Source organism: Nitratireductor sp. OM-1, assembly GCF_003296175.1.
GTDB classification, from domain to species: Bacteria; Pseudomonadota; Alphaproteobacteria; order Rhizobiales; family Rhizobiaceae; genus Nitratireductor; species Nitratireductor aquimarinus.
Genome location: NZ_CP029209.1, coordinates 314023 through 335980 on the forward strand (window position 1 = coordinate 314023; position 21958 = coordinate 335980).

Below are 21958 nucleotides of genomic sequence, written 5' to 3' on the forward strand. Positions count from 1 at the left end.
TTTTGCACTGGAGGAGCAATCATGAAACGTATCGCCACCCTTGCAGCGGTCATTGGTCTGGCAGTGACGCCCGCCCTGGCGCAGGAAACGCTTAAGTTCGCCCACGTCTACGAAGCCAACACCCTTTACAACGATGCGGCCGAATGGATCGCCAGGGAGATCGAGCAGCGCACCGACGGCAAGTACAAGGTCGATGTGTTCCCCAGCTCCCAGCTGGGTAATGAGGAAACCATCACCGAAGGTCTGCAGATCGGCAGCATCCAGATGGCCTATACGGGGCCGACCTTCCTTGGTCAGTTCTACAAGCCGATGGCCATCTCCGAAGCGCCCTTCATCTGGGAAAGCTACGATCACTGGAAGAAGTATCAGGACAGCGACATCTTCCAGGAAGTAACGCAGGGCTATTTCGACAAGACCGGAAACAAGGTGACGTCGATCCTCTATTTCGGATCTCGCCAGACGAGCTCCCAGGAGAAGATTGAAACGCCCGAGGACATGAAGGGCATGAAGATTCGCGTGGCCAATGCGCCGCTCTGGAAAATTTTCCCGACTGCAGCTGGTGCAAATCCCACACCGATTTCCTTCGCGGAGGTCTATCTGGCGCTGCAGCAGGGCGTCGTCGAAGGTCAGGAAAACCCGATCACCATCATCGAATCCAACAAGTTCTACGAAGTGCAGAACTATGTTGCGCGTACAAGCCACATCACCTCGTCCGTGGTGTCGGTCTTTGGTGGTCCGCTCTGGAGCAAGCTGACTCCGGAAGAGCAGGAGCTCTTTGCCGAGATCACGCGTGAAGCCTCCGTGATGTTCAGCGACAAGATCGTGGCGCGCGAGGAAGAACTCTTCGACAAGTTCCGCAATGGTGATGACGTCGAGATCGTCGATGTGGATCGGGCTCCCTTTGCCGAGCTCGTTATCCCGGCCGTCAAGGCTGAATGGGGCGAGGAGCTCGTGGATCGGGTGACGGCCATCGCCGATTGAGGATGAAAAGCGGGGAATTCGCGTCCCCGCTTTGCCTGACTGGAGGAGAGAATGGTCGCTTTTGCAGCCCGGCTGATCGCGCGCGCCGAAGACGGCGCGCTGCTGCTTTTTTTCTGGGCCCTGGGCGGGGTCGTGTTCGCGCAGTTCTTCTCGCGCTATTTCCTGAACATGCCGCTCGGCTGGACCGAGGAACTGGCGCGCTATCTGATGATCGCGGTGGCGTTTCTGGGATTGCCCGTGGTGACCCGGCTTGGCGAACACATCGCCATAGATCTGTTGGCCGTCAGCCTGCCTGCAAGAGCGCGTTCATGGGTGGAAGGCCTGGCGGAACTCGTCCAGCTGCTGATTGTCGGTGCTCTGACCTGGCAGGCCTGGAAACTGGCGGGCATGTCGGCGCAAAGCATGAGTTCGCTGCCTCTTCCCAAAGCCATTGTCTATTACGTTGTCCTGACGGGACTGGGCCTGCACCTGCTGGCAATCATCCACCGCCTCGCGGCCCGTCTTCGCCCGGAACTCCGCTCATGATTCTCCTGTTCGTCTCGCTCGCCGTTCTTCTGATGATCGGAGTGCCTATCGGCTTCGCCCTTGTGGGCGCTTCAATGGCCTATCTTCTGGTCACCGAAGGTCTGGGAACGCCGCAGGTTCTCTTCCGCATGGTGAATGGCGTGGACAGTTTCACGCTTCTCGCGATCCCGTTTTTCATTCTCGCCGGAGCGGTGATGAATGTTGGTGGAGTGACCGAGCGTATCTTTGCCTTCGCCGATGCCCTGGTTGGCTGGATGAAAGGCGGCCTCGGCCATGTGAACGTGGCGGCCAGCGTCATTTTCTCGGGAATGTCGGGTGCGGCTGTGGCCGATGTCGGCGGTCTGGGCGCAATCGAGGTCAAGGCCATGCGCAACGCCGGCTATGATGACGATTTCACGATCGGGATCACCGGGGCCAGCTCGATCATAGGCCCGCTCATTCCCCCGTCGCTGCCGCTCATCATCTATGGCGTGGTGGCGTCTGAGTCGATTGGCAGCCTGTTTCTTGCGGGCATCGTGCCGGGCCTGCTGATTGCCGTGCTGATCAGCCTCACCATCTTTCTGATCTCGCGTCGCCGTGGTTATGAACCCAGCCAGCGGTTCGAGCCGCGCCTGATCTTGTCGCGCGCGCGCCATGCGATCTTCCCGCTTTTGACGCCGGTTATCATTATCGGTGGCATTACACTGGGGGTCTTTACGCCGACCGAGGCCGCAGTTGCTGCTTCGGCCTATGCCATCGTGCTGAGCGCTTTCGTGTTCCGCACAATGGGTTGGGGAGATTTCGTCCGCCTCAGCCGTGAAACGGCGACCACCACGTCTTCTATCCTGATCATCGTGGCGGGGTCCGCGATTTTCTCCTGGCTTCTGACGGCGAACAATGTGGGTCCGCTGGTTCGGGACATTGTGACCGGAATGACGGACAGCCCCATCCTGTTTCTGTTCCTGGTGGCCGCCGTAACGCTGATCGTCGGCTGTTTCCTCGACATGATCGCAGCAATCACCATACTGGTTCCAGTGCTCCTGCCGACGGCCAATTCGCTTGGAATCGATCCGATCCATTTCGGCGTTTTCTTCATGTTCAATCTGATGCTCGGCTTGCTGACCCCGCCGGTCGGGATGGTGATATTCGTTCTTGCAAAGGTGTCTGATGTGACGCCCGCTTTTGTCAGCCGCAGCCTGCTTCTGTTCGTGGTTCCGCTTGTGCTCGCACTGCTGGCGCTTCTGTTCATTCCCGCACTCAGCACGGCTTTGCCCGCTTTCGTCAAAGGAGGTTCCCTGTGAACCAGTCGGTATCGATCATGGGAGCCATGCTGCATGGCCCTGAAGATTTGCGCTACGAGCAGGTTCGCGCAGAACCACTGGGTGCTGATGAACTGCGCATCCGCCTCGGCGCGGCCGGGATCTGCGGGTCGGATCAACACTATTTCCGCCACGCGCGGATGGGAAGTTTCATGCTCAAGGCCCCGTTTGTTCTGGGGCATGAGATGAGCGGCGACGTGATCGAAGCCGGTCCTGATGTCGCTGGCTTTGCGCCCGGGGATCGGGTTGTGGTGGATCCGGCCTTGACCTGCGGCTCTTGTCCGAGCTGCCGGGCAGGGCGGGCAAATCTGTGCCACAATGTTCAGTTCATGGGGTCCGCAAGCCATGACCCGCATCTGGATGGCGGTTATCGTGACAGCTTCGTTGTCAAAGCCGTCCGCTGCGTGAAAGTTCCGGCGGAAACCCCTCACAAAATCATTGCATTGACGGAGCCGCTTTCGATTGCGGTCCATGCCGTAGAGCGTGCAGGGGCGTTGCTCGGCCGTGATGTGGTCATCACGGGCGGTGGCACGATCGGTTGCCTGATCGCCGCCACTGCACACGCTGCGGGTGCGGCGCGGATCTGTGTTTCCGACCCCAGCCAGTTTCGGCGCGACACGGCGCTGAAAATGGGTGCGACCGACGTAATTGATCCGATGAGACGCGAAGCCGTCGAGACGCTGGATGCAGCCGGGGGAGCATTCGACATTGGGTTCGAGGCGTCAGGCAATGCTGCGGGCCTCAACGATTGTGTGCGCATGATCAGCCGCGGCGGAAAAGCCGTGCTTGTCGGAATGATCCCGACAATGGAGTGCACGGTGCCGTTCAATCACATGACGACGAGAGAGATCGATCTGGTTTCGACCTTCAGGCAGAATGCCGTTTTCGCGCGTTCGGCCTCCATGCTGGTGGACGGCCGGATCGATCCCCGCCCGATTGTGACCGGAAGCTACAGGCTTGCCGATTTGCGAGAGGCTTTCGCAGCTTCTTTTGAGAGCGAGCGGCACATAAAAGTCCTCCTGCTGGGCGCCGGGTAGTAAGGGGGACCAGCTTTTGGCCGACAAAGTCACCGCGCTGGATATTGCAGAACGACTTTCGGTATCGCGCTCGACCGTATCGCGGGCGTTTGATCCGATGTCACGGATATCGCCCGACCTGCGACGCCGCATCCTCAAAGTTGCGCATGAGCTGGGCTACCGGCCGACCTCTGCCGCACGGCTGATCATGCGGGAATATCCCCACGTCATCGCGGTGGTGGTGCGTGACGTAACGAACCCGGTGCGTGCGGGGATCATGACACGCCTGATCCGTGAGCTGGAGCGCAACGGTTATCTGCCGCTTGTGTTTCAGGTGCCCAATGCCCGGACCATGAGCGCCCGGATAGAAGCGATCCTGAGCCATTTGCCGTCTGCCGTGGTCATGACCGGGTTCCGTCCCCCATCAAGCGTGCTGACCCTGTGTTCCCAGCGGGGCACGCCGACGCTGATCCTGAACCGCGGAGGTATCAAGGGACTGGCGGCCAATTACGTAACCAGCGATCACCATGGCGGCGGCTTGAAAGCGGCGGAGGTTCTGACCGCAAGAGGATGCCGCAACATCGCTTTCGTGTCGGGGCAGAGCGTCAACGACCCGGATGCCAGCGAAGAACGGATGCGCGGTTTCCTCACGGGGCTGGAGCGTGCCGGCATGGTGGCGTGCGCTGCTCATGAGGGCGACCACAGCTATGACAGCGGTGTTCGCGCCGCATGCGAATTCTTCGGCGCATCCGCGCGGCCCGACGGCGTGTTTTGCAGCAACGATCTCATGGCCATGGGCTTTATGGATGCGGCGCGCGAGAGCTTTGGTCTGACCGCTCCCGACGACTATCAGATCGTCGGATATGACGATGTCGAGATGGCTCGCTGGGCGGCCTATCGCCTGAGCACCATCGCGCAGGACATGGGGGCGGTGATCACCGCCACGGTCAAAGGTGTCCGCCAGCTTGTCGAGAAGCCGGATCATTCGATCCGTGTTGTCGTGCCGGTGGATTTCGTCGCGCGCAGCACAACCCGCGACCCAGCATTACAAGAGCAGGAAAAATGACCGCCGAAATCAGAATACCTCAATCCCGTTTCATCGTGGTGGGACGGGCGGGCATGGACCTGTATCCCGAACCCGCCGGCACGAAGATTGCCGACGCGGTCAACTTTTCAGCCATGTTGGGCGGTTCGGCAGCCAATATCGCAGCCGGCCTTTCGCGGCTGGGCTGCCGCGCCAGTCTCATGACCGCGCTGTCGGACGATCCGGTCGGTCGCTTCTGCGCCAACCGGATGACAGCGCTGGGCATCGGTCAGGAACTTGTGGCGCGTTCCGGCCCGGGCCTGCGAACCTCTCTGGCGTTGTCCGAGACACGGCTAGAGGACCACGAAACACTGATCTATCGCAATGGGGCCGCTGATTTCGATCTGCCCCTACATCTTGCCGAGAGCATGGATCTCGCTGGCGTTCAGGCGCTGGTGGTGACAGGCACCGCTCTCGCGCGCGAACCTTCACGCTCGGTGGTGATCAAAGCAATGGAGCGGGCGAGAGGAGCCGGTGTCGATGTGGTTCTCGATCTCGACTACCGGCCATATTCGTGGAGCAGCATTGAAGAGGCGAGTGCTGTCTACCGTTCGACCGCCCGCATGTGCCAGATCGTCGTCGGAAATGATCTGGAATTTGCGGTGATGTACGGTGAGGTGCAGCCGAATCCAGGCCTTGCCCGCACCCTTCTCAGGGAAGGGGTGGGGCTTTGCATCTACAAGATGGGGCAGGATGGCGCTTTTTCCTTCGATGGCCGGCAGGAGTTGCGCACGGGCATCTACCCCGTGACCGCATTGAAGCCGGTCGGAGCAGGGGACGCTTTCATGGCATCCTTTCTTGCCGCGCATTACTGCGGCGCCGACTTGCATGACAGCATTGCGCGCGGCTCCGCAGCTGCTGCAATCGTCGTTTCGCGAAAGGGGTGCGCGGATGCAATGCCGGCGCTGGAAGACGTGACCGGGTTCATGGCGCAACAGACCATGACCGCCGCGAGGATGGACTGAAACATGCCGCTGGTTACGTTAAACGAGGCTTTCGACAACATCGCAGACAAGGGTGGGGCGCTGGCAGGCGTGGTGGTCCTTGGATGGGAAGACGCCTACGCCTATGTCCGCGCAGCCGAGGAGGTTGGGTGTCCCCTCATCCTTCAGGCGGGACCCGGGTGCCGGGCGCACACGCCCTTGCCCGTTCTCGCAGCCATGTTTCGCAGTCTGGCCGAGCGGGCCAGTGTCCCCGTCGTTGCGCACCTTGATCACGGCAAGACACCGCTGGAGTGCCTGGACGCCATCGAAGCCGGCTTCACATCTGTGATGTATGATGGATCGGCCCTGCCGCTTGAGGAGAATATCGAGAACACGCGAGAGGTCCTGACCGCTGCCCGAACAGCCGGTGTGAGCGTGGAAGGGGAACTCGGCATCGTCGGCTATGTGGGGGCAAAAGAATCCGTGGGCACCAGCCCGGATGAGGCGCGGATCTTCATTCAGGAGGCGCCGGTGGACGCACTGGCCATTTCCGCGGGCAACACCCATCTCAGCCAAACCGATACTGTTCCGGCGGACATGGCGATCATTCGAGCGATAGAGGCGGTGGTGCCCACCCCACTCGTGTTGCACGGGGGAAGCGGCATTCCTGCGAAGCAGCGGCGTGAAATCGCCCTTCAGACGCGGGTCGCGAAGTTCAACATTGGAACGGAGCTAAGGCTCGCCTTCGGTTATGCACTTCGCGAAAAGCTTGCGTCCGATCCGGACGTTTTCGACAGAAACGCAATACTTGGCTCCCTCATTGAGCCGATTGCGGAGAAAACTGTGCCAATTCTCGCCAATCTTCTCCCACGGGAGGATTCGCGCTGAAAGGGGAGGCCGTGCGCATAGGGTGCTTGGTGCGATGGAAGATGTCTCGGACGTTGCCAGCCGAGCCTAGAACGGCAGCTCCCCACGGCAGATGCGGTATTCCTCGAGGGCGCGCAGGGAGCGGCCTTCATCTATGGCGGCCAGGTTCAGAATGACCATGTTGGCAACGGTCATCGGGACGACCAGCGATTGCGAGTCGCCCAGAACACCGCGTGAAACCGCTATGTGCTGATCGGGCGCCGGGTTGAAACGGATGCCGTGCATGTCGGTAAGGGCCAGCACCTTTGCCCCCTTTGCGGCTGCAAGACGCTGGATGTCCTGAACCTGGCGCGTCTGCTGCCTGAAGGCGATCAGCCAGACGACATCATCGCTGCGAAGCCCCGTCAGCATCTCGGGAATCCGGCTGGGTGCATCCGCCAGATCACAGGCGTCATAACCCGAGCGCATCAGGCGGAGCGCGATGAGATGGGAGAGCGTCGTGGCGTGACTGCGCCCGAAGATGAAAATGCGCCGGGCGTCGCGCAGCGCTTCTGCGAAACTCCGGATATCCGCATTGGATACGGAGCTGCGCAGTGTTTCAAGCGCTGCAATCTCACTGTCGATTACCGAACTCACGAGGCTGCCATCCTCGGCGCGGATCAGGCGCGCCGCGATGCGGGCGGCCGGTTTTTCGAAATCCTCGCCACCCTCGACAAGGCCGGACTGTAGAAAGGCCCGGAATTCCGGATAGCCACTGAAGCCCAGCCGCCTTGCCAGCCGCACGGCGGACGCCGGGTGAACACCGGCACGAAACGACACTTCCCGCCCATTCTCCATTGCGGCGCGGAACGGGTTCTGCATGAGCACATCGAGCAGGCGGGTGTCGGTTTTTGTCAGCTTCTCCGAATTGCTGGCCACGAGTTCGCTCAGAAACTGCGGCGCATTCTGCGCCGATCCTGTTATATGCTCTGCCATGGCCAATCTCCCGGCGGTCATCTCCCGAGTTCAACACGGTCCCCGCTCTGCGTTTCAAAGAAATGCGCCTGGGATACGTCAAATCCGATCCACAGGTCCGAAGGGTCTCTTGGTAGAGACTTTCGATGGCTTGTCAAAGTCACCCGGCCAGCCGGCGTTTCGCAATGCAGGATGAGTTCGGAGCCTGTCATTTCCGAAAGAAGAACCCTGCCGGGCAGGGCTGCCTCGCCGGGCTGACGCTCATGGACGGAAAGCGCGTCGGGGCGCAGGCCTGCTGTGAGTGCGGCGGGTGCATTGAAGCCGGGCAGTCTGTCAGCGTCCAGGAAGTTCATGGATGGCGCTCCGAGGAAGCTCGCCACGAAGCGGTTTGCCGGTCGGTCGTAGATCGCTTCGGGCGTATCGAACTGCTGCAGGTGGCCGTCCTTCATCACCGCGATGCGGTCGGCAAGCGAGAGCGCTTCGGTCTGGTCGTGCGTGACATAGATGATCGTCGCGCCGAGCTTCTGGTGCATTTCCTTGATCTCGGCCCGCATGGTCACGCGCAGCGCGTTGTCCAGATTGGACAGCGGTTCGTCCATGAGGAAGGTAGAGGTGTTGCGCGCCATTGCGCGGCCCATTGCAACGCGCTGGCGCTGACCACCGGAAAGAGCGCCGGGCTTGCGGTCCAGATAGGCGTCGAGCTGGAGCATGCGCGCTACCTCCTGCGCCCGTGCAGTGCGCTCGGACTTCGGCACACCGCGCAGCTCCAGGCCAAACGCGATGTTCTGCAGAACCGTCATGTGCGGATAGAGCGCGTAGTTCTGGAAGATCATGGCGATGTCGCGGTCGCGCGGCGCCAGATCGTTGGCACGCTTCCCGTCGATCATGATGTCGCCGCCCTCGCAGCCCTCAAGCCCGGCCACGAGGCGGAGCAGGGTGGACTTGCCACAGCCGGAGGGGCCGACGATCACGATGAATTCACCGGGGCTTATCTCCATGGAGACATCGTGCAGGATGCGCGGTCCTCCGGCGTAGGATTTGCGAATGTTGGACAGGCTGATGGCACTCATGCCTGTCGCTCCCGTGCAATGCGGGCCGATGCCTCCGGGTGCCTTTCGCGTATGGCGACGGCGAGGCTCGGACGGTCGGTTGTGAAAACCTTGACGCCAAGATCAAACGCCTTCTCGATCTGCGGCGTGGTGTGTGCTGCCCAGCAACCAAACTCCATGCCGGCGTCGAGCACGCGCTGCATCAGCTGCGCATCGGCGCAGTCGATGTTCACGCCGATCTCGGAAACGCCGACGGAGCGCGCGAGCGCAATGACGCCATCGACGCCCGCCTGCTGTAGCACCGGCGGGGAGACCAGCCACAGGCGCGGTCGGTCGGTTGCTTCGCCCAGCTCCCGAAGCGTGTCGATCAGGAAGGACGAGAAATGTGTCTTGTGCAGGCGGCCGTTGCGCTCAAGCGCATCGATCACACGCGGTACGAAGTCGGGGTAGGGGCGACCATCTGCGCCGGGCTTGATCTCGCAGCGAAACAGGACCGGACTGTCTGCAAAGACTGCACACAGTTCATCAAGGTCGAGCGTGTGGGTCGGGCCGGCTTGGCTGTGGTTGACGATTGCCGCGCGAACCTCATCAGCCGTTAGCCCGGCGATAGCGCCGCTGCGGTCGGTGGTGCGATCAAGCGTCGGATCGTGATGGACGAAGATGACGCCGTCCAGCGTGGGGTGCAGGTCGAACTCGACCTCTTCAACGGGCATGCCTGCAGTCGCCGAGAAGCCGGCGAAGGTGCTGTCGCCAAATTCCAGCGTGCCGCCGCGGTGTGACGCGATGCGTGTCAAAACGTATTCCTTCCGTCTTTGGATTATTTCACTGCGCCCATCGTGATGCCGCGCACCAGATGTCGCTCAACGAGAGCAAAGCCGACGAGCACCGGCAGAATGCTGATGGTCGAAGCCGCCATGACCAGCGGCCAGTCGATTGCGCCCTCACCGGGGTTGATGCGGTACAGCCGCGCCAGCCCGACCTGAAGGGTGTAGAGATCCTCGTCGCCGATCGCTACGAGCGGCCAGATGTAGTTGTTCCACTCGGCGATGAAGATGTAGAGGCCCATGGACAGGATTGCCGGGCGGGCGATCGGCACGATGATCCGCCACAGAACCTGAAGCGATGTCGCGCCGTCCATATAGGCGGCTTCGTCCAGCGAGCGGGGAATGCCGCGGATGTACTGGCGCAGGAAGAAGGCCGCAAAGCCATTGGAGATGGCCGGCAGGACCAGTCCCGCGTAACTGTCGAGAAGGCCCGCCCTTGCAAGCGTCAGATAGTTCGGAATGAGGCTGATGTGACTGGGGATCATCAGCGTCGCCACCATCGCGCCGAACAGAAGATTGCCACCCCGGAACCGATACCGCGCAAAGGCAAAGGCGGCCATCGTCGCAAAGGTAATGCCGAGCACCGTCACCAGGCCCGAAACGATCAGGCTGTTCAGGAGATAGCGGGCGAAATTGTACTGCCCCACCGCGACCGCATAGTTGAGTACGGTGAACTCGACCGTTCCCGCATAATAGGCGTCGGCCGTCTGGAACGACATCCAGATCGAATAGAGAACCGGGGACAGGAACAGGAGGCCGGCAGCAAGCGCCAGCCCGGCGATGACGGGATTGTCAGGCTTCATAATGAACTCTCCGGCCGATGACCCGGGCTTTGATGAACGCCAGCATGATCAGGAAGATGAACAGGAGCACCGCCAGTGCGGAGCCGGTGCCGATGTCGAACAGCGTGAAACCGATGCGGTAGAGCATGTTGACCAGAAGGTCGGTCGCTCCGGCCGGTCCGCCATGCGTCATGACGTTCACGATGGTGAAGACCTGGAACGCCTCGATCACTGAAATGACGAGCAGGAAATAGGTGGTGGGCATGACCAGCGGTACTGTCACGCGGCGGAACACGTGGAACCGGCTGCCGCCGTCCACCGCTGCCGCGTCGTAAAGCTCGCGGGGGATTGCCTGAAGGCCCGCGATATAGATCACGATGTCGTAGCCGAGCTGTTTCCATGTGTTGACGAAGATCAGCACCCAGAGCGCGATCTGCGGATCCTGCAGCCAGGGCACCTTGCCTGCGCCGAGCGACTGCAAAAGAGCGTTGGCCATGCCGTAATCGGTGGAGAAAACCCAGGAGAACACCACCGCGATGGAAACGGTGGATGTTACCGAGGGCAGAAAAAGCGCGCCACGCAGAAGGCGCGGAGCCAGCGTCTCGCGCGTCAGGAAACTGGCCACGCCAAGAGCGAGCACAAGCCGCAGCGGAACGGAGATCACGGCGAAGAGGGTCGTCACGTAGAGTGAGTTCCAGAATTCGTGCGAGCTCAAAAGTAGGCGGTAATTGTCGAAGCCGACGAACGGCTTGTCCGGTGACATGAAATCCCATTCGCGGAAGCTGAGATTCAGACTCGTGACAATTGGAATGTAGGTGAACAGCGCGATGAACGTCATCAGCGGCAGGACGAACAGATAGGGCGTGAGCTTGCGCGACATGGGGGTATCCGGAATGCATGAAACGGGGCCCCACGAAGGGGACCCCGAACGGTCTGTGTTTCGGATTTACTGCGTCAGCCGCTTGGCTTCGTTGCGGGTGCGCTCTGCGAAGCCCTCAAGGGTCTCTGTGACATCACGCTGGCCGAGCGCCATGGCCTGCCACTGATCGTACTCGGTGGCGCGCATCCAGGTGACGACCGGAGGACGCGGACGACCGCGGGCAAAACCGAGCTGGTTGATCGCGACGTCGATGCCGGGCTTGTTGGCCAGGGCTTCGGCGGCGATGGGCTGGGCGGCCGTGTTCTTGTTGATCGGCATGTAGCCGGTCGCAGCGAACCAGACGGCATTGGATTCAGGCGAAGCTGCGTAGCTGATGAACTTGTAGGCGGCGTCCTTCACCTCGTCATCGGCGGTGGAGAGGATGCCGATTCCGGCGCCGCCGATCGGGACGGCGCAGGTCTTGTTGCAGGGCATCGGGCGCACGGCGAGCTTGTCGCCCAGCGCCTTGGTCGCGCGGCCGTAATTGCCGGTCGAGTTCAGCATGATGCCGACTTTGCCGGCGAGGAACGCGTCGCGACCATTGTTCTCTTCGGTCACGCCGTCGGCAGAAGCGACCTTGTGTTCGTGCACCAGCGAAGCCATCCACTGATAGGCCTCAATCGTGTTTGGCGCATCAATCAGGATCTCGCCGGATTTGGAGTCGATCAGGTCGCTGTCATTGTCCATGATCAGGCCCCAGCGCGCGAACTGGCCGGGCGCAGCGATGCCGGTGATGCCCTCGTCGCCAAGCTTCTCGGTGATGCTCTTGGCAGCGGCCAGAAGATCGTCATAAGTCTTCAGCGGCGTCTCGTCGGAGAGGCCTGCGCGCTCGAAGATCTCCTGATTGTAGTAGAGAACCGGCGTCGAGGAATTGAAGGGGACGATGTAGTTTTTGCCCTCGAACACTCCGACCTCGCGGGCGAAGTCGAACAGCTCGTCTTTCAGCGGATCGGCTTCCACATAGGCGGTCAGATCTTCAAGCACACCGCGATCCGCGAAAAGACCGTAACGCGTCACTTCCATGATCACTGCATCGGGTTCGCGCTTGGCGGGAATCGCGGCCTGCAACTTGGCAACGATGTCGTTGTAATTGCCGATGTGCTGGGCGTCGATCTCGATGCCCGGATTGTCTTTCTCGAAGGCCTCGATGATCTGGTCAAGCGCCTCACCGGCAGCGTTGTTGAAGCTGTGCCAGAATTCGACTGTGACATCTGCTGATGCCGATGTGACCGATCCGCATACAGCGACCACGCTGGCCGCCAGCAGGTTTTGCAATTTCTGTACCATTTTGTCTCCAGTCCGCAATTAGAATTGCATTTGCGTTCGGCCGTTGGGTAACGCGGATTGACGACAGTTTTTTAAAGGTGTGGTGAAAAGTTGCGACAGGGAGCGGACTCTGGATTGCCTGCGTCCGAACGAACGCAGGCAATCCAGAAATGCGGAGGCGTGTGACGGAAGAGAGAGAACTCCCTGCCTGTTAAAGCCGCTTTGCGGGCTCCGGGCGCGGGCGTCAGGCGTCGATGGTCGCTCTTTCCATTACAGGTTGACGGGGTTCCCTGAGCGCCGAAACCGCTTCGTGCTGGCTGAGGAAGACCCTGCCGTTGAGATGTTTCAGGAATTCAGTGTCCCCGAGGCGGTCCATGACCGGCCCTTTGACCTCCGACAGATGAAAGCCGAGGTCGGCATCGGCGAGGCGACGGTTGATCTCTTCGAGGCTTTCCAGCGCCGATGCATCAATCGCGTTGACAGCCGAGCACATCAGGATGACGTGCTTGAGGTCCGGCCGTGCGGCGACATGCTTGGCGATCGTGTCTTCAAGGTAGCGCGAATTGGCAAAGTACAGGCTTTCATCGACGCGGATCGACAGGATTTCCGGGCTGGTGAGGACGGAATGCCGCTCGATATTGCGGTAGTGCTCGGTGCCGGGCACCTGGCCGATGATGGCCGTGTGTGGCTTGCTGGTGCGGTAGAGATGCAGCAGCAGCGACAGCAGGACACCGGCAACGATGCCGAGTTCGACGCCCCAGCCAAGCGTGACGAGGATGGTGGCGGCCATGGCTGCGAAGTCGGATCTGGAATAGGCGAAAACCCGGCGCACCGCTCCAAAATCCACGAGCGAAAGCACGGCAACGATGATCGTTGCGGCAAGGGTCGCCTGTGGCAGGCTGGCGAGCAGCGGGGTGAGGAACAAAGCTGCGAGCGCGATCCCGACAGCGGTGAAAATGCCCGCGGCGGGGGTTTGTGCGCCGGCGTCGAAATTGACCACGGAGCGCGCAAAGCCGCCGGTCACGGGATAGCCGGATGAAAGACCGGCAGCAATGTTGGCGGCGCCCAGTCCGATCAGCTCCTGATCGGGATTGATGCGCTGCCGCCGCTTGGCCGCAAGGGTCTGCCCCACGGAAACGGATTCGACAAAGCCGACCACCGAAATGAGGAAGGCAGGTACGAGAAGCGTCGACAGGAGATCGAGCGAGAGAGCAGGTGCGCCGAAGGCTGGCAGGCCCTGCGGTATTGCGCCAACCAGCGCGACGCCGCGCGCACCCAGATCGAGGGCGGCAGCCAGTGCAACCGTTGCTGCAACCGCGAGGATCGGAGCTGCTTTCGCCACCATGTCTGCGGCGCGCGCAGGGATGCCCGCGGCGACCAGCAGGGGCTTTAGATATTTGCGGGCGAAGTACAGGAAGGCCAGAACGCTGACGCCGATGGCGAGCGTGACCGGATTGATGGCGGTGAACTGACCGGACAGCGATCCGAGGATTTCTGGAAGCGTGCCGCCGCCACCCGATACGCCGAGGATGTGGCGAAGCTGGCCAGCTGCGATCAGCAGGCCGGATGCGGTGATGAAGCCCGATATCACCGGATGTGACAGGAAATTGGCGAGGAAGCCGAGCCTGAAAATGCCCATGACGATGAGCATGCCGCCCGACAGCAGCGCCAGGGCGATTGCTGCGGTGAGATAGTCCAGCGTGCCCTGCGCTGCAATCTGCCCGACGGCCGAGGCGGTCATCAGCGAGACGACGGCGACGGGGCCGACAGCGAGTGTGCGGCTGGTGCCGAATATCGCATAGGCCACCAGAGGCAGGATCGAGGCGTAGAGGCCGACTTCCGCCGGCAGGCCGGCCAGCATGGCGTAGGCGAGTGATTGCGGGATCAGCATGATCGTGACGATGACCGCGGCCAGAAGGTCGCTGGTCAGCACCGTTCCGTCATAGTCCCTGATCCATTGGAGAAACGGAAAATATCGAGATGCTTTGGTCATGATCGGTCTGTCACGCGAATAAGGGGTGGACGCCATCGCGTCCGGCGCGATGGCGTGGGGTCGGTCACCGGCAGATCACTGCCTGATGGATGAGTAGAGCACGGCGGCCCGTGCGCCGGATCGGCAATATCCCAGAACCGGCCCGTCGAAAGCTTTCATTGCTTCCTTGAAGCGGTCGGCCTGTGCGGCCGACGGCGCTCCCGTGACCGGGACATGGACGGCTTTCATGTCGTGGTTCTCCGCCTCGCAGGCAATGACCGCGAATGCGGGCTGACCCGGCTCTTCATTGTCGGGCCGCGCGCAGAGAATGGCGACATAGCCTTCCTGCGCCAGTTGAGCGATGTCTTCGGGCCGAACCTGCCCGGCGGTCGCGAAACGTTCGTCGATCTTCCGGACGTTCGTTTTCCCGGATCTCCGGAAAAGGCTGAAGGGCCAAATTTTCAGACCGCCTTTCCGGCTGCGCGTGCGGCCATGGTGTGCCGGGCAAGTCTGGCAAGCGCGATGCCGGCGACCATCGAGCCGACGAAAACCCAGGCGTCGGAATAGCCCAGCCCCAGCGCCGGGATTGCGCCGCCCGGGCAAAAGCCGGTGATGCCCCAGCCAATGCCGAACACGGCCGAGCCTGTGAGAAGCGGCAGATCGATATCCCGGCGCGTCGGCAGGTGGAACAGCCGGTCAAAGACCGGTGCTTTGCGCTTGAGGACGAATGTGTATCCGATGGCGGTTACCACGAGGGCGCCGCCCATGACGAAGGCGAGGGAAGGATCCCAGCTTCCGGCAACATCGAAGAAGTTCAGCACCTTTGCCGGATTTGCCATGCCGGAGAGTGCAATGCCGGCCCCGAAGATCAGGCCAATGACGAGAGCGGAGAAGATCCGGGTCATTAAAGACCTCCGATGACGTGACGGATGACAAAGACGGTGATGGCGGTCGACGCCATGAAGGTGAGCGTTGCGACGATCGAGCGAGGCGAAACACGCGCCATGCCGCACACACCATGGCCGGAGGTGCAGCCTGAACCGAAATAAGCGCCGGCGCCCGCAATCAGGCCGCCGATGATGAGCCAGGGCGCGGGGGTGGGGCTTTCAAAGGGAATGGTGTAGCCCGTCAGGGCCACGATCAATGCCGGTGCGCCGATGGCTCCGACAATGAATGCCGCGCGCCAGCCCCAGTCGCTTGAAAGGGGTGGGATGAGAGCGGAGAGGATCCCTGTCATGCCGGCGATGCGGCCGTGGAAAGCCATCAGCAGCACTGCGGCAAGGCCGATCAGGCTGCCGCCCAGCAGCGAGAGCCACGGGGTGAATTCAGTCATTTATTCTAGGTCCTTGATGTCGACGGTTTGAGGAGTGCTCAGGCCGGGGGAAGTGGCGGGCGGTTCCAGGTGGTGTGCTTCTCCGGGAAGGCGGCCGTTCCGCCCTCTTTCCCTTTTGTCGCTGGGCTCCACCCAGAACTGCAATCCTCCATCAGTCGTCCCAGGCGGCGCCTTCCAGCAGGTTCATCGGAATCTTGAGATAGCGCTGTCCGTTCTTCTCGGGTTCCGGCAGCCGTCCGGCATTGGTGTTGATCTGCAGGGCGTGCAGGATCAACTTCGGCATGGAAAGCGTCTTGTCGCGCGCGTCCCGTGCGGTGACGAACTCCGATTCAGTCTTGTAGACCGACATATGGATGTTCTTCGCCTTCTGCTCGGCCACGGTCGATTCCCACATGGGCTCTCGCCCGCCCGGCTGATAGTCGTGGCCGGTGAAGATGCGCGTTTCGTCGGGCAGGGCCAGAATGTCCTGGATGGATTTCCAGAGCTCTGTCGCGCTGCCGCCGGGAAAGTCCGCGCGGGCCGTGCCGCCATCAGGCATGAACAGTGTGTCGTGAACAAAAGCGGCGTCACCGATCACATACGTGATCGACGCGAGCGTATGGCCGGGTGAGAACATCACCTTTGCAGGGATGTTGCCGATCTTGAAGGTCTCGCCATCGGCAAATAGCTTGTCCCACTGCGAGCCGTCTGCCGGGAAATCGGGCCAGTTGTAAAACCCCTTCCACAGCTTCTGGACCTCTGTCACCTTTTCACCGATTGCGGTCGGCGCTCCGGTTTTGTCCCTGAGATAGGCAGCGGCGGAAAAGTGGTCGGCGTGCGGATGCGTGTCGAGAATCCACTCGATCTCATAGCCCTTGCTGGCAATGAAGTTGAGAATGTTGTCGGCATGTGTGGTCGCTGTCGCTGCCGACTTCTCGTCATAGTCGAGAACGGGGTCGATGATGGCGCATTTGCCGGTTTCAGGATCGGCGACGACATACTGGATCGACCAGGTGCGCGGATCAAAAAAGCCGGTAACTTCGGGCTTGGCTGTCATGGAAACGTCCTCTTGTTCATTGTCATGATCGACAGGCGGCTGACAGTCGAATGATGCTGTCTGCGTTTCTGTGCGGATGTTGTCTTGTGGTTGATTTGTGCGCTGACGATGAGCGGCGCTGGTTGGCACGCTTCAGGCGGCGGGTGATCAGGTGCCGGCTGAGCAGTAGTGATTGTAGAGCACGCCCACCACCTCACGCGCGATGTCGACCTCAATGTGGTACCAGATGGTCTGACCGTCGCGGCGGCCGGCAATGATGCCGTCCCGACGCAGCAGCGCCAGATGCTGCGAAACCGTGGAATCGCGGATGCCGAGGAACTCCGCGAGTTGCCCAACGGATTTCTCACCGTCGTTCAGGCTGCAAAGGATCAAAAGGCGATGCGGGTTCGACAGCGCCTTCATCAGCTCGCTCGCCTGGTCTACGGCGGTGCGCATTTCATCCGGGTTGATGGCAGTTTTAATATTCATGAATTCGTATATACGTTAATGCGTATATATAGTCAATATCAATTCCGCTGCGGTCGTTCGGTGGGTCGGAGGTCGATTTTCAGGAGGTGTGTAACGCCAGCGGCGCAATGGCGTTTCGTTGCGCCGCAGGGCGCGCTTTTGCTCAGGGCGGGTCGTTGATTATTGGTGGTGCGGAGCCTCGCCCTGATGCGTGAAGGGCGGGGCCGTGCTTGCCGATAATGTGGCAGGACCGATCGCGGCAATGTGCGCGGACTTCAGTTGATCGGGGGGGCGTTTTTCGCTGAGCGAAGTCGCTCAGCGCTTCCGCAGTGCGGGTTCATACGGGGTTGAGGTGGATTCTCGCGCCCAGTCGGGCTGATGGGTAGCACCCTATGACGAGGTCCCGTCAACCACTGCATCGAACTCCGAAATCTCGGCAAAGGCGGAGAGCGCCGTGCGGCCGAACTTGCTGGGCGCTGCAATCAGGAGCTTCCGGGAGGCTGCCTTCATGGCGGCCTTTTTGACTGCGATCTTCGACAGGTCGAAATCCATCACGCGCCCCTCGGTATCCACTGCGGAGCACCCGATCAGCGCGAAGTCGAAGCGCAGGGCTGCGAGAGAGAGCATGATTTCTTCTCCGACAAGCGAGCCGTCGCGCCCCTCGACCTTGCGGCCAAGGACGTTGACGTCATGCTGCGCGGGGTCGAAGGCGAGGGCGACGCGCATTGAGTTGGTGAATACCCGAAAGCCGGGACGCTGGTTCAGGGCGCTGGCTGTCATTTCGCTCGTCGTGCCAACATCGAAGAAAACGCTGGCTCCGTCAGGGAGAAGGGCGACGGCAGCCTCTGCGACGCGCAATTTGTCGTCCACCGCCATGCTGCGCTTGTGCTGGTGATCCAGGCGCAGGGTTTCGGTGCTGCCGATGACACCTGCGCCGCCGTGAAAGCGCTGAAGCAATCCGGCTTCCGACAGCAGGATGATGTCGCGACGCACCGTCTGCGCCGACACGCCAAACTCTTCGGCCAATCCTTCGATTGTCACAAAGCCGGATGCTTCCGCGCGGGCCAGTATCTCGCTTTGTCGGGTGTTCAGTTGGGCTCGTTGAGCGTCATGCTTCATGTGCTTGTTCAGATGCTCGCTGTAATGTAAGAAAACTTACAATACTGAACATGCGCAAGAAAAGCGAGGCATAAAATGACACAACCGATCTATCGTCTGGCGGACGGGACCGTCTACGGCGTCAATGGCCGTCTGGATCCCTGGGACTGGTCCTGGAAGCCGGCAGCCGCGCCCGAGAGCGCGCGCGAGGCGACGGCGCGACAGGCCATTGCGCAGCTTGCAGCTACGGCAGCGCGCCGGATTCCCGTGGGCGTCATCGGTCCGCGCGAATGCGATGCGGAAAAGCTGGCGCTGGCCGAGCAGGTCGGGGCGGGTATAGGCGCGCTCGGCCTCACGATGATCTGCGGCGGGCGCACTGGCGTTATGGCCGCAGCAGCAAAGGGTTGCCGCGCTGCCGGAGGTCTTACGGTGGGTTTGTTGCCGGGCCATGACTGGCGCGAGGCCAATGATGATATCATGCTGCCCATTGCAACGGGCTTCAGCGAAGCCCGCAACATGATCATTGCCAAATCCTGTGCTGTTCTTGTTGCGGTCGGTGGCTCCTACGGGACCCTTAGCGAAATCGCCTACGGGCTGCATTTCTCGAAGCCGGTCATCGTCCTTGGAGATGCGCCGGATATCGAGGGGACAGAGCGCGCGAACGGCGCTGACGATGCAATCGAGCGTTTGTCGTCGCACCTCATTGCCAGTGCTATATTGTCATAAAGGTTACATATTGGCCTGATACGTGTAAACTATCTCACATTCGAGAGGGCGACATACACCCATGTCAGCAATACTTGAGTTGCGCGACGTCACGCGACGCTTTGGCGATAAGACCGTGCTGGACAAGGTTTCGATCACGATCGCGCAGGGAAGCTTTACCGCGCTTCTCGGCGCTTCCGGATGCGGCAAATCCACCAGTCTGCGCATCATGGCCGGTCTCGACCGGCCGACATCCGGCGAGGTGCTTCTGGGCGGCTCCGACGTGAGCGGTCTGAGCGCCTATGAACGCAACGTCGCCATGGTGTTCCAGTCCTATGCGCTTTATCCGCATCTGACTGTCGCGCAGAACATCGCCCTGCCGCTCACCATGCGGCACCTTTCAGCACTGGGGCGCGTCCCGTTTCTCGGCTCTCTCGTGCCGGGAGCGGCAGAGGCGCGCCGGACCATTCTCTCGAAGGTTGGCGAAGCGGCTGAAAGTCTGGGACTGGCAGAACTGCTGGACCGGAAACCCGGCCAGCTGTCGGGAGGGCAGAAGCAGCGTGTGGCCCTGGGGCGCGCGCTGGTGCGTGATCCTGCGCTGTTTCTTCTCGATGAGCCCTTGTCCAACCTCGATGCGCGGCTGCGCATTCGCATGCGTTCCGAGATCAGCGCGCTGCATCGCAGAACCGGCAAGGCGTTCGTCTATGTGACGCATGACCAGACCGAAGCGATGGCCATGGCCGACCAGATCGTCGTGATGATCGGCGGCGATGTCGCACAGGCGGGCGCGCCTCGGGAGCTCTATGAGCGCCCGGCAAATCGAGACGTCGCGGCCTTCATCGGACACAACGCCATCAACTTCCTTGAGCCGGGCGACGGGATCGATGTCGACGGGGCCATCGTCGGCCTGCGGCCCGAAGATCTTGCGCCCGCCGCGACCGGCGCCCTGACCGGGCGGCTGGAATCTGCCGAATATCTGGGCTCGGAAATCGTTCTCAGCCTGCGCAGCGCGAAAGGCACAGAGATCCGGGCGATAGCGCCTGCCGATTTCGACGTGCCCGAACCCGGCAGCGAAGTCCGCCTCGGATACGCGCCGCACAAACTGCATCTGTTTGACGCTGCAACGGGCGTTCGGCGGAGGACAACCCCATGAGGCTGTCAATCGAACGGCGTCAGGCGCTGACCGATCTGTGGCTCGTCGGGCCGGCGACGCTTGCGCTGTTTCTCTTCATCTTCCTGCCAGTTGCCATTGTCGCGGTCCTGTCCTTCACCGACTACCAGTTCGGCGCTGCGAGCTTCAACTGGAGCGGCCTGGACAATTACATCAAGCTCTTTTCCTCCAGCATCGGAAGGCGCGCAGTCACCAACACGCTGATCTATGTGGCGATCGTGATCCCGTTCTCGGTCGGCTTCGGCCTGCTTGTCGCGGCCGGGCTGCATCAGATGTCGAACTGGGCTCCGCGTCTCTCCAACGTGTTGAAGACGGTTTACTTCCTGCCGGTGGCGGCAACGCTGGTCGCCATGTCCGTCGCCTGGCAGATGGTTCTGCACCCCACGCTCGGGATTGTGAACCAGACGCTGTTCTCGATGGGGCTGCCGACGCCAAACTGGCTCAGCGACCGCGGGCTGGTGCTTTACACACTCTCCATGATCGGCATCTGGCAGAGTGTCGGCTACAATATGGTGCTTTTTCTGGCCGGCCTCGCGGCAATCCCGTCAGAACTCTATGACGCCGCCGAAGTTGACGGTGCGGGGAGCGGGTGGTCGCGCTTCTGGACCGTCACATGGCCGATGCTCGGACCGACGACTTTGTTCGTGATGGTCGTAACCGCGACCAATGCGTTCCGCGTGTTTGAAACCGTGGCCACGATGACCAAGGGCGGTCCCGCATTCGCATCGGACACGCTTGTCTATGCGCTTTACCGGGAAGGTTTCGTCTACTTCAAGGCCGGCTACGCCAGCGCCATCACGATGGTGTTTTTCGCCTTCCTGCTCGCGCTCGCCCTCATCCAGTTCCGTTTTGTCGAAAAGCGGGTGCATTACCGATGAACCATCCGATCCGCAGCCGCGTGCTACCTCTCGTTCTCCTGCTCACGGGTGCAGCCGTCATTCTGCTGCCCTTCGTGTGGATGCTGTCACTGGCGTTCAAACCGCGCGACGAGATCTTCACGACGACAATCGAGTTCCTGCCGTCGCAGATCGAATGGAGCAATTTCACCTTTGCGCTCACCGAAACGGACATTCCCCTGTTTCTGTGGAACGGGCTTGTGATGGTGACGGGCATCCTTTTCTTCCAGATCCTGTTCGCCGTTCCGTGCGCCTATGCGCTTGCCCAGCGCAGATTTGCCGGGCGCGGCCTGCTTTTCGGTCTGGTCGTCGCCGCCCTTCTGGTGCCATTCCATGTGACGGCGATCCCGATTTTTCTGGGCTTTGCCCAAATCGGCATTCTGAACACGATGTGGGCGCTGATCCTGCCGTTCATTCAGACCGCATTCGGCATTTTCCTCTTCCGGCAGTTTTTCGCGCAATTGCCGGCGGATTTGTTCGATGCAGCCCGCGTGGACGGGATGAGCGAGACCGCCATTGTCTGGCGCATCGCTTTCCCCCTGGCCCTGCCGGCCGCGACGGCATTCGCGATCTTCTCGGTCACCGCGCACTGGAACGACCTGTTCTGGCCGCTGATCGCGACGACGGACCCGAATCTGGCCACGCCGCCGCGCGGCATCCTTTATTTTCGCGATCAGGAATCCGGCGACAATGTCGGCCCGCTGATGGCTGCCGCCGTTATCGTCACCGCACCGCTCGTGATCGCTTTCCTATTGGCTCAACGCAAATTCATTCAGGGCATTGCCGCCGGAGGACTGAAGGGTTGAGCCGAG

General features: G+C 61.2%; 24 protein-coding genes. 11 read left to right on the forward strand and 13 right to left on the reverse strand.

The window, feature by feature from the left end:
* Positions 1-21 precede the first annotated feature (21 nt).
* Genes DEJ54_RS20535 through DEJ54_RS20565 form a run of 7 tightly spaced genes read left to right on the forward strand, consistent with a single transcriptional unit; the run spans position 22 to position 6715 of the window.
* Positions 22-981, forward strand: coding sequence for a DctP family TRAP transporter solute-binding subunit (locus DEJ54_RS20535; RefSeq protein ID WP_162742414.1), 960 nt, complete (start codon positions 22-24; stop codon positions 979-981).
* 51 nt (positions 982-1032) lie between these two features.
* A complete protein-coding gene (locus DEJ54_RS20540) occupies positions 1033-1506 on the forward strand; it encodes a TRAP transporter small permease (RefSeq protein ID WP_113156627.1) in 474 nt (157 codons plus the stop codon).
* On the forward strand, positions 1503-2786 hold the full coding sequence (locus tag DEJ54_RS20545) for a TRAP transporter large permease (protein ID WP_113156628.1): 1284 nt from the start codon (positions 1503-1505) through the stop codon (positions 2784-2786). Before DEJ54_RS20540 ends, DEJ54_RS20545 begins: the two co-directional genes overlap by 4 nt.
* Positions 2783-3841: an alcohol dehydrogenase catalytic domain-containing protein gene (locus DEJ54_RS20550; RefSeq protein WP_113156629.1), complete on the forward strand. Its 1059-nt coding sequence runs from the start codon at positions 2783-2785 to the stop codon at positions 3839-3841. The genes DEJ54_RS20545 and DEJ54_RS20550 overlap by 4 nt, the downstream gene beginning before the upstream one ends.
* Before the next feature lie 16 nt (positions 3842-3857).
* Entirely contained in the window at positions 3858-4886 is a 1029-nt protein-coding gene (locus DEJ54_RS20555; RefSeq protein WP_113156630.1) for a LacI family DNA-binding transcriptional regulator, read from the forward strand.
* 53 nt (positions 4887-4939) lie between these two features.
* Positions 4940-5869 carry a PfkB family carbohydrate kinase gene (locus DEJ54_RS20560; RefSeq protein WP_245447850.1) on the forward strand — a complete coding sequence of 310 codons (930 nt, stop codon included), beginning with the start codon at positions 4940-4942 and terminating at the stop codon, positions 5867-5869.
* Positions 5870-5872: 3 nt separating this feature from the next.
* Positions 5873-6715 carry a class II fructose-bisphosphate aldolase gene (locus tag DEJ54_RS20565; protein ID WP_113156632.1) on the forward strand — a complete coding sequence of 281 codons (843 nt, stop codon included), beginning with the start codon at positions 5873-5875 and terminating at the stop codon, positions 6713-6715.
* Positions 6716-6781: 66 nt separating this feature from the next.
* Here DEJ54_RS20565 and DEJ54_RS20570 read toward each other — a convergent pair whose 3' ends face one another.
* The 13 genes from DEJ54_RS20570 to DEJ54_RS20630 form a co-directional block, all read right to left on the reverse strand.
* Positions 6782-7669 carry a MurR/RpiR family transcriptional regulator gene (locus DEJ54_RS20570; protein ID WP_113156633.1) on the reverse strand — a complete coding sequence of 296 codons (888 nt, stop codon included), beginning with the start codon at positions 7667-7669 and terminating at the stop codon, positions 6782-6784.
* Between the two features lie 17 nt (positions 7670-7686).
* Positions 7687-8718: an ABC transporter ATP-binding protein gene (locus tag DEJ54_RS20575; protein WP_113156634.1), complete on the reverse strand. Its 1032-nt coding sequence runs from the start codon at positions 8716-8718 to the stop codon at positions 7687-7689.
* Complete coding sequence (locus DEJ54_RS20580) at positions 8715-9491, reverse strand: glycerophosphodiester phosphodiesterase family protein (protein ID WP_113156635.1); 777 nt, start codon at positions 9489-9491, stop codon at positions 8715-8717. The genes DEJ54_RS20575 and DEJ54_RS20580 overlap by 4 nt, the downstream gene beginning before the upstream one ends.
* A 23-nt stretch (positions 9492-9514) precedes the next feature.
* Positions 9515-10324 (reverse strand): carbohydrate ABC transporter permease, encoded by an 810-nt coding sequence (locus DEJ54_RS20585; RefSeq protein ID WP_113156636.1) that lies wholly within the window; start codon positions 10322-10324, stop codon positions 9515-9517.
* Positions 10314-11183, reverse strand: coding sequence for a carbohydrate ABC transporter permease (locus tag DEJ54_RS20590; RefSeq protein ID WP_113156637.1), 870 nt, complete (start codon positions 11181-11183; stop codon positions 10314-10316). Before DEJ54_RS20590 ends, DEJ54_RS20585 begins: the two co-directional genes overlap by 11 nt.
* A gap of 66 nt (positions 11184-11249) precedes the next feature.
* The gene (locus DEJ54_RS20595; protein WP_113156638.1) at positions 11250-12509 is read right to left on the reverse strand and encodes an ABC transporter substrate-binding protein; all 1260 of its coding nucleotides are present in this window, start codon (positions 12507-12509) and stop codon (positions 11250-11252) included.
* A gap of 223 nt (positions 12510-12732) precedes the next feature.
* Positions 12733-14481: a SulP family inorganic anion transporter gene (locus tag DEJ54_RS20600; protein WP_113157120.1), complete on the reverse strand. Its 1749-nt coding sequence runs from the start codon at positions 14479-14481 to the stop codon at positions 12733-12735.
* A 75-nt stretch (positions 14482-14556) separates the two neighbouring features.
* Positions 14557-15015, reverse strand: a complete 459-nt coding sequence (locus tag DEJ54_RS23585) for a TIGR01244 family sulfur transferase (protein ID WP_245447868.1) — start codon at positions 15013-15015, stop codon at positions 14557-14559.
* Complete coding sequence (locus DEJ54_RS20610) at positions 14922-15365, reverse strand: YeeE/YedE family protein (RefSeq protein ID WP_113156640.1); 444 nt, start codon at positions 15363-15365, stop codon at positions 14922-14924. The genes DEJ54_RS23585 and DEJ54_RS20610 overlap by 94 nt, the downstream gene beginning before the upstream one ends.
* Entirely contained in the window at positions 15365-15793 is a 429-nt protein-coding gene (locus tag DEJ54_RS20615) for a YeeE/YedE family protein (protein ID WP_113156641.1), read from the reverse strand. The genes DEJ54_RS20610 and DEJ54_RS20615 overlap by 1 nt, the downstream gene beginning before the upstream one ends.
* A gap of 151 nt (positions 15794-15944) precedes the next feature.
* A complete protein-coding gene (locus DEJ54_RS20620; RefSeq protein ID WP_113156642.1) occupies positions 15945-16829 on the reverse strand; it encodes an MBL fold metallo-hydrolase in 885 nt (294 codons plus the stop codon).
* A 147-nt stretch (positions 16830-16976) separates the two neighbouring features.
* A complete protein-coding gene (locus DEJ54_RS20625) occupies positions 16977-17297 on the reverse strand; it encodes a helix-turn-helix transcriptional regulator (protein ID WP_113156643.1) in 321 nt (106 codons plus the stop codon).
* 369 nt (positions 17298-17666) lie between these two features.
* Complete coding sequence (locus DEJ54_RS20630) at positions 17667-18395, reverse strand: DeoR/GlpR family DNA-binding transcription regulator (protein ID WP_113156644.1); 729 nt, start codon at positions 18393-18395, stop codon at positions 17667-17669.
* A 75-nt stretch (positions 18396-18470) separates the two neighbouring features.
* On the opposite strand from DEJ54_RS20630, the gene DEJ54_RS20635 reads away from it, so the two are divergent.
* The 4 genes from DEJ54_RS20635 to DEJ54_RS20650 all read left to right on the forward strand — a co-directional run bounded on the left by DEJ54_RS20635 (position 18471) and on the right by DEJ54_RS20650 (position 21952).
* Positions 18471-19100 carry a TIGR00725 family protein gene (locus DEJ54_RS20635; RefSeq protein WP_113156645.1) on the forward strand — a complete coding sequence of 210 codons (630 nt, stop codon included), beginning with the start codon at positions 18471-18473 and terminating at the stop codon, positions 19098-19100.
* A gap of 61 nt (positions 19101-19161) precedes the next feature.
* Positions 19162-20232: an ABC transporter ATP-binding protein gene (locus DEJ54_RS20640; RefSeq protein WP_113156646.1), complete on the forward strand. Its 1071-nt coding sequence runs from the start codon at positions 19162-19164 to the stop codon at positions 20230-20232.
* Positions 20229-21128 carry a carbohydrate ABC transporter permease gene (locus DEJ54_RS20645; RefSeq protein WP_113156647.1) on the forward strand — a complete coding sequence of 300 codons (900 nt, stop codon included), beginning with the start codon at positions 20229-20231 and terminating at the stop codon, positions 21126-21128. The genes DEJ54_RS20640 and DEJ54_RS20645 overlap by 4 nt, the downstream gene beginning before the upstream one ends.
* Positions 21125-21952 carry a carbohydrate ABC transporter permease gene (locus tag DEJ54_RS20650; RefSeq protein ID WP_113156648.1) on the forward strand — a complete coding sequence of 276 codons (828 nt, stop codon included), beginning with the start codon at positions 21125-21127 and terminating at the stop codon, positions 21950-21952. Before DEJ54_RS20645 ends, DEJ54_RS20650 begins: the two co-directional genes overlap by 4 nt.
* Positions 21953-21958: the final 6 nt, after the last annotated feature.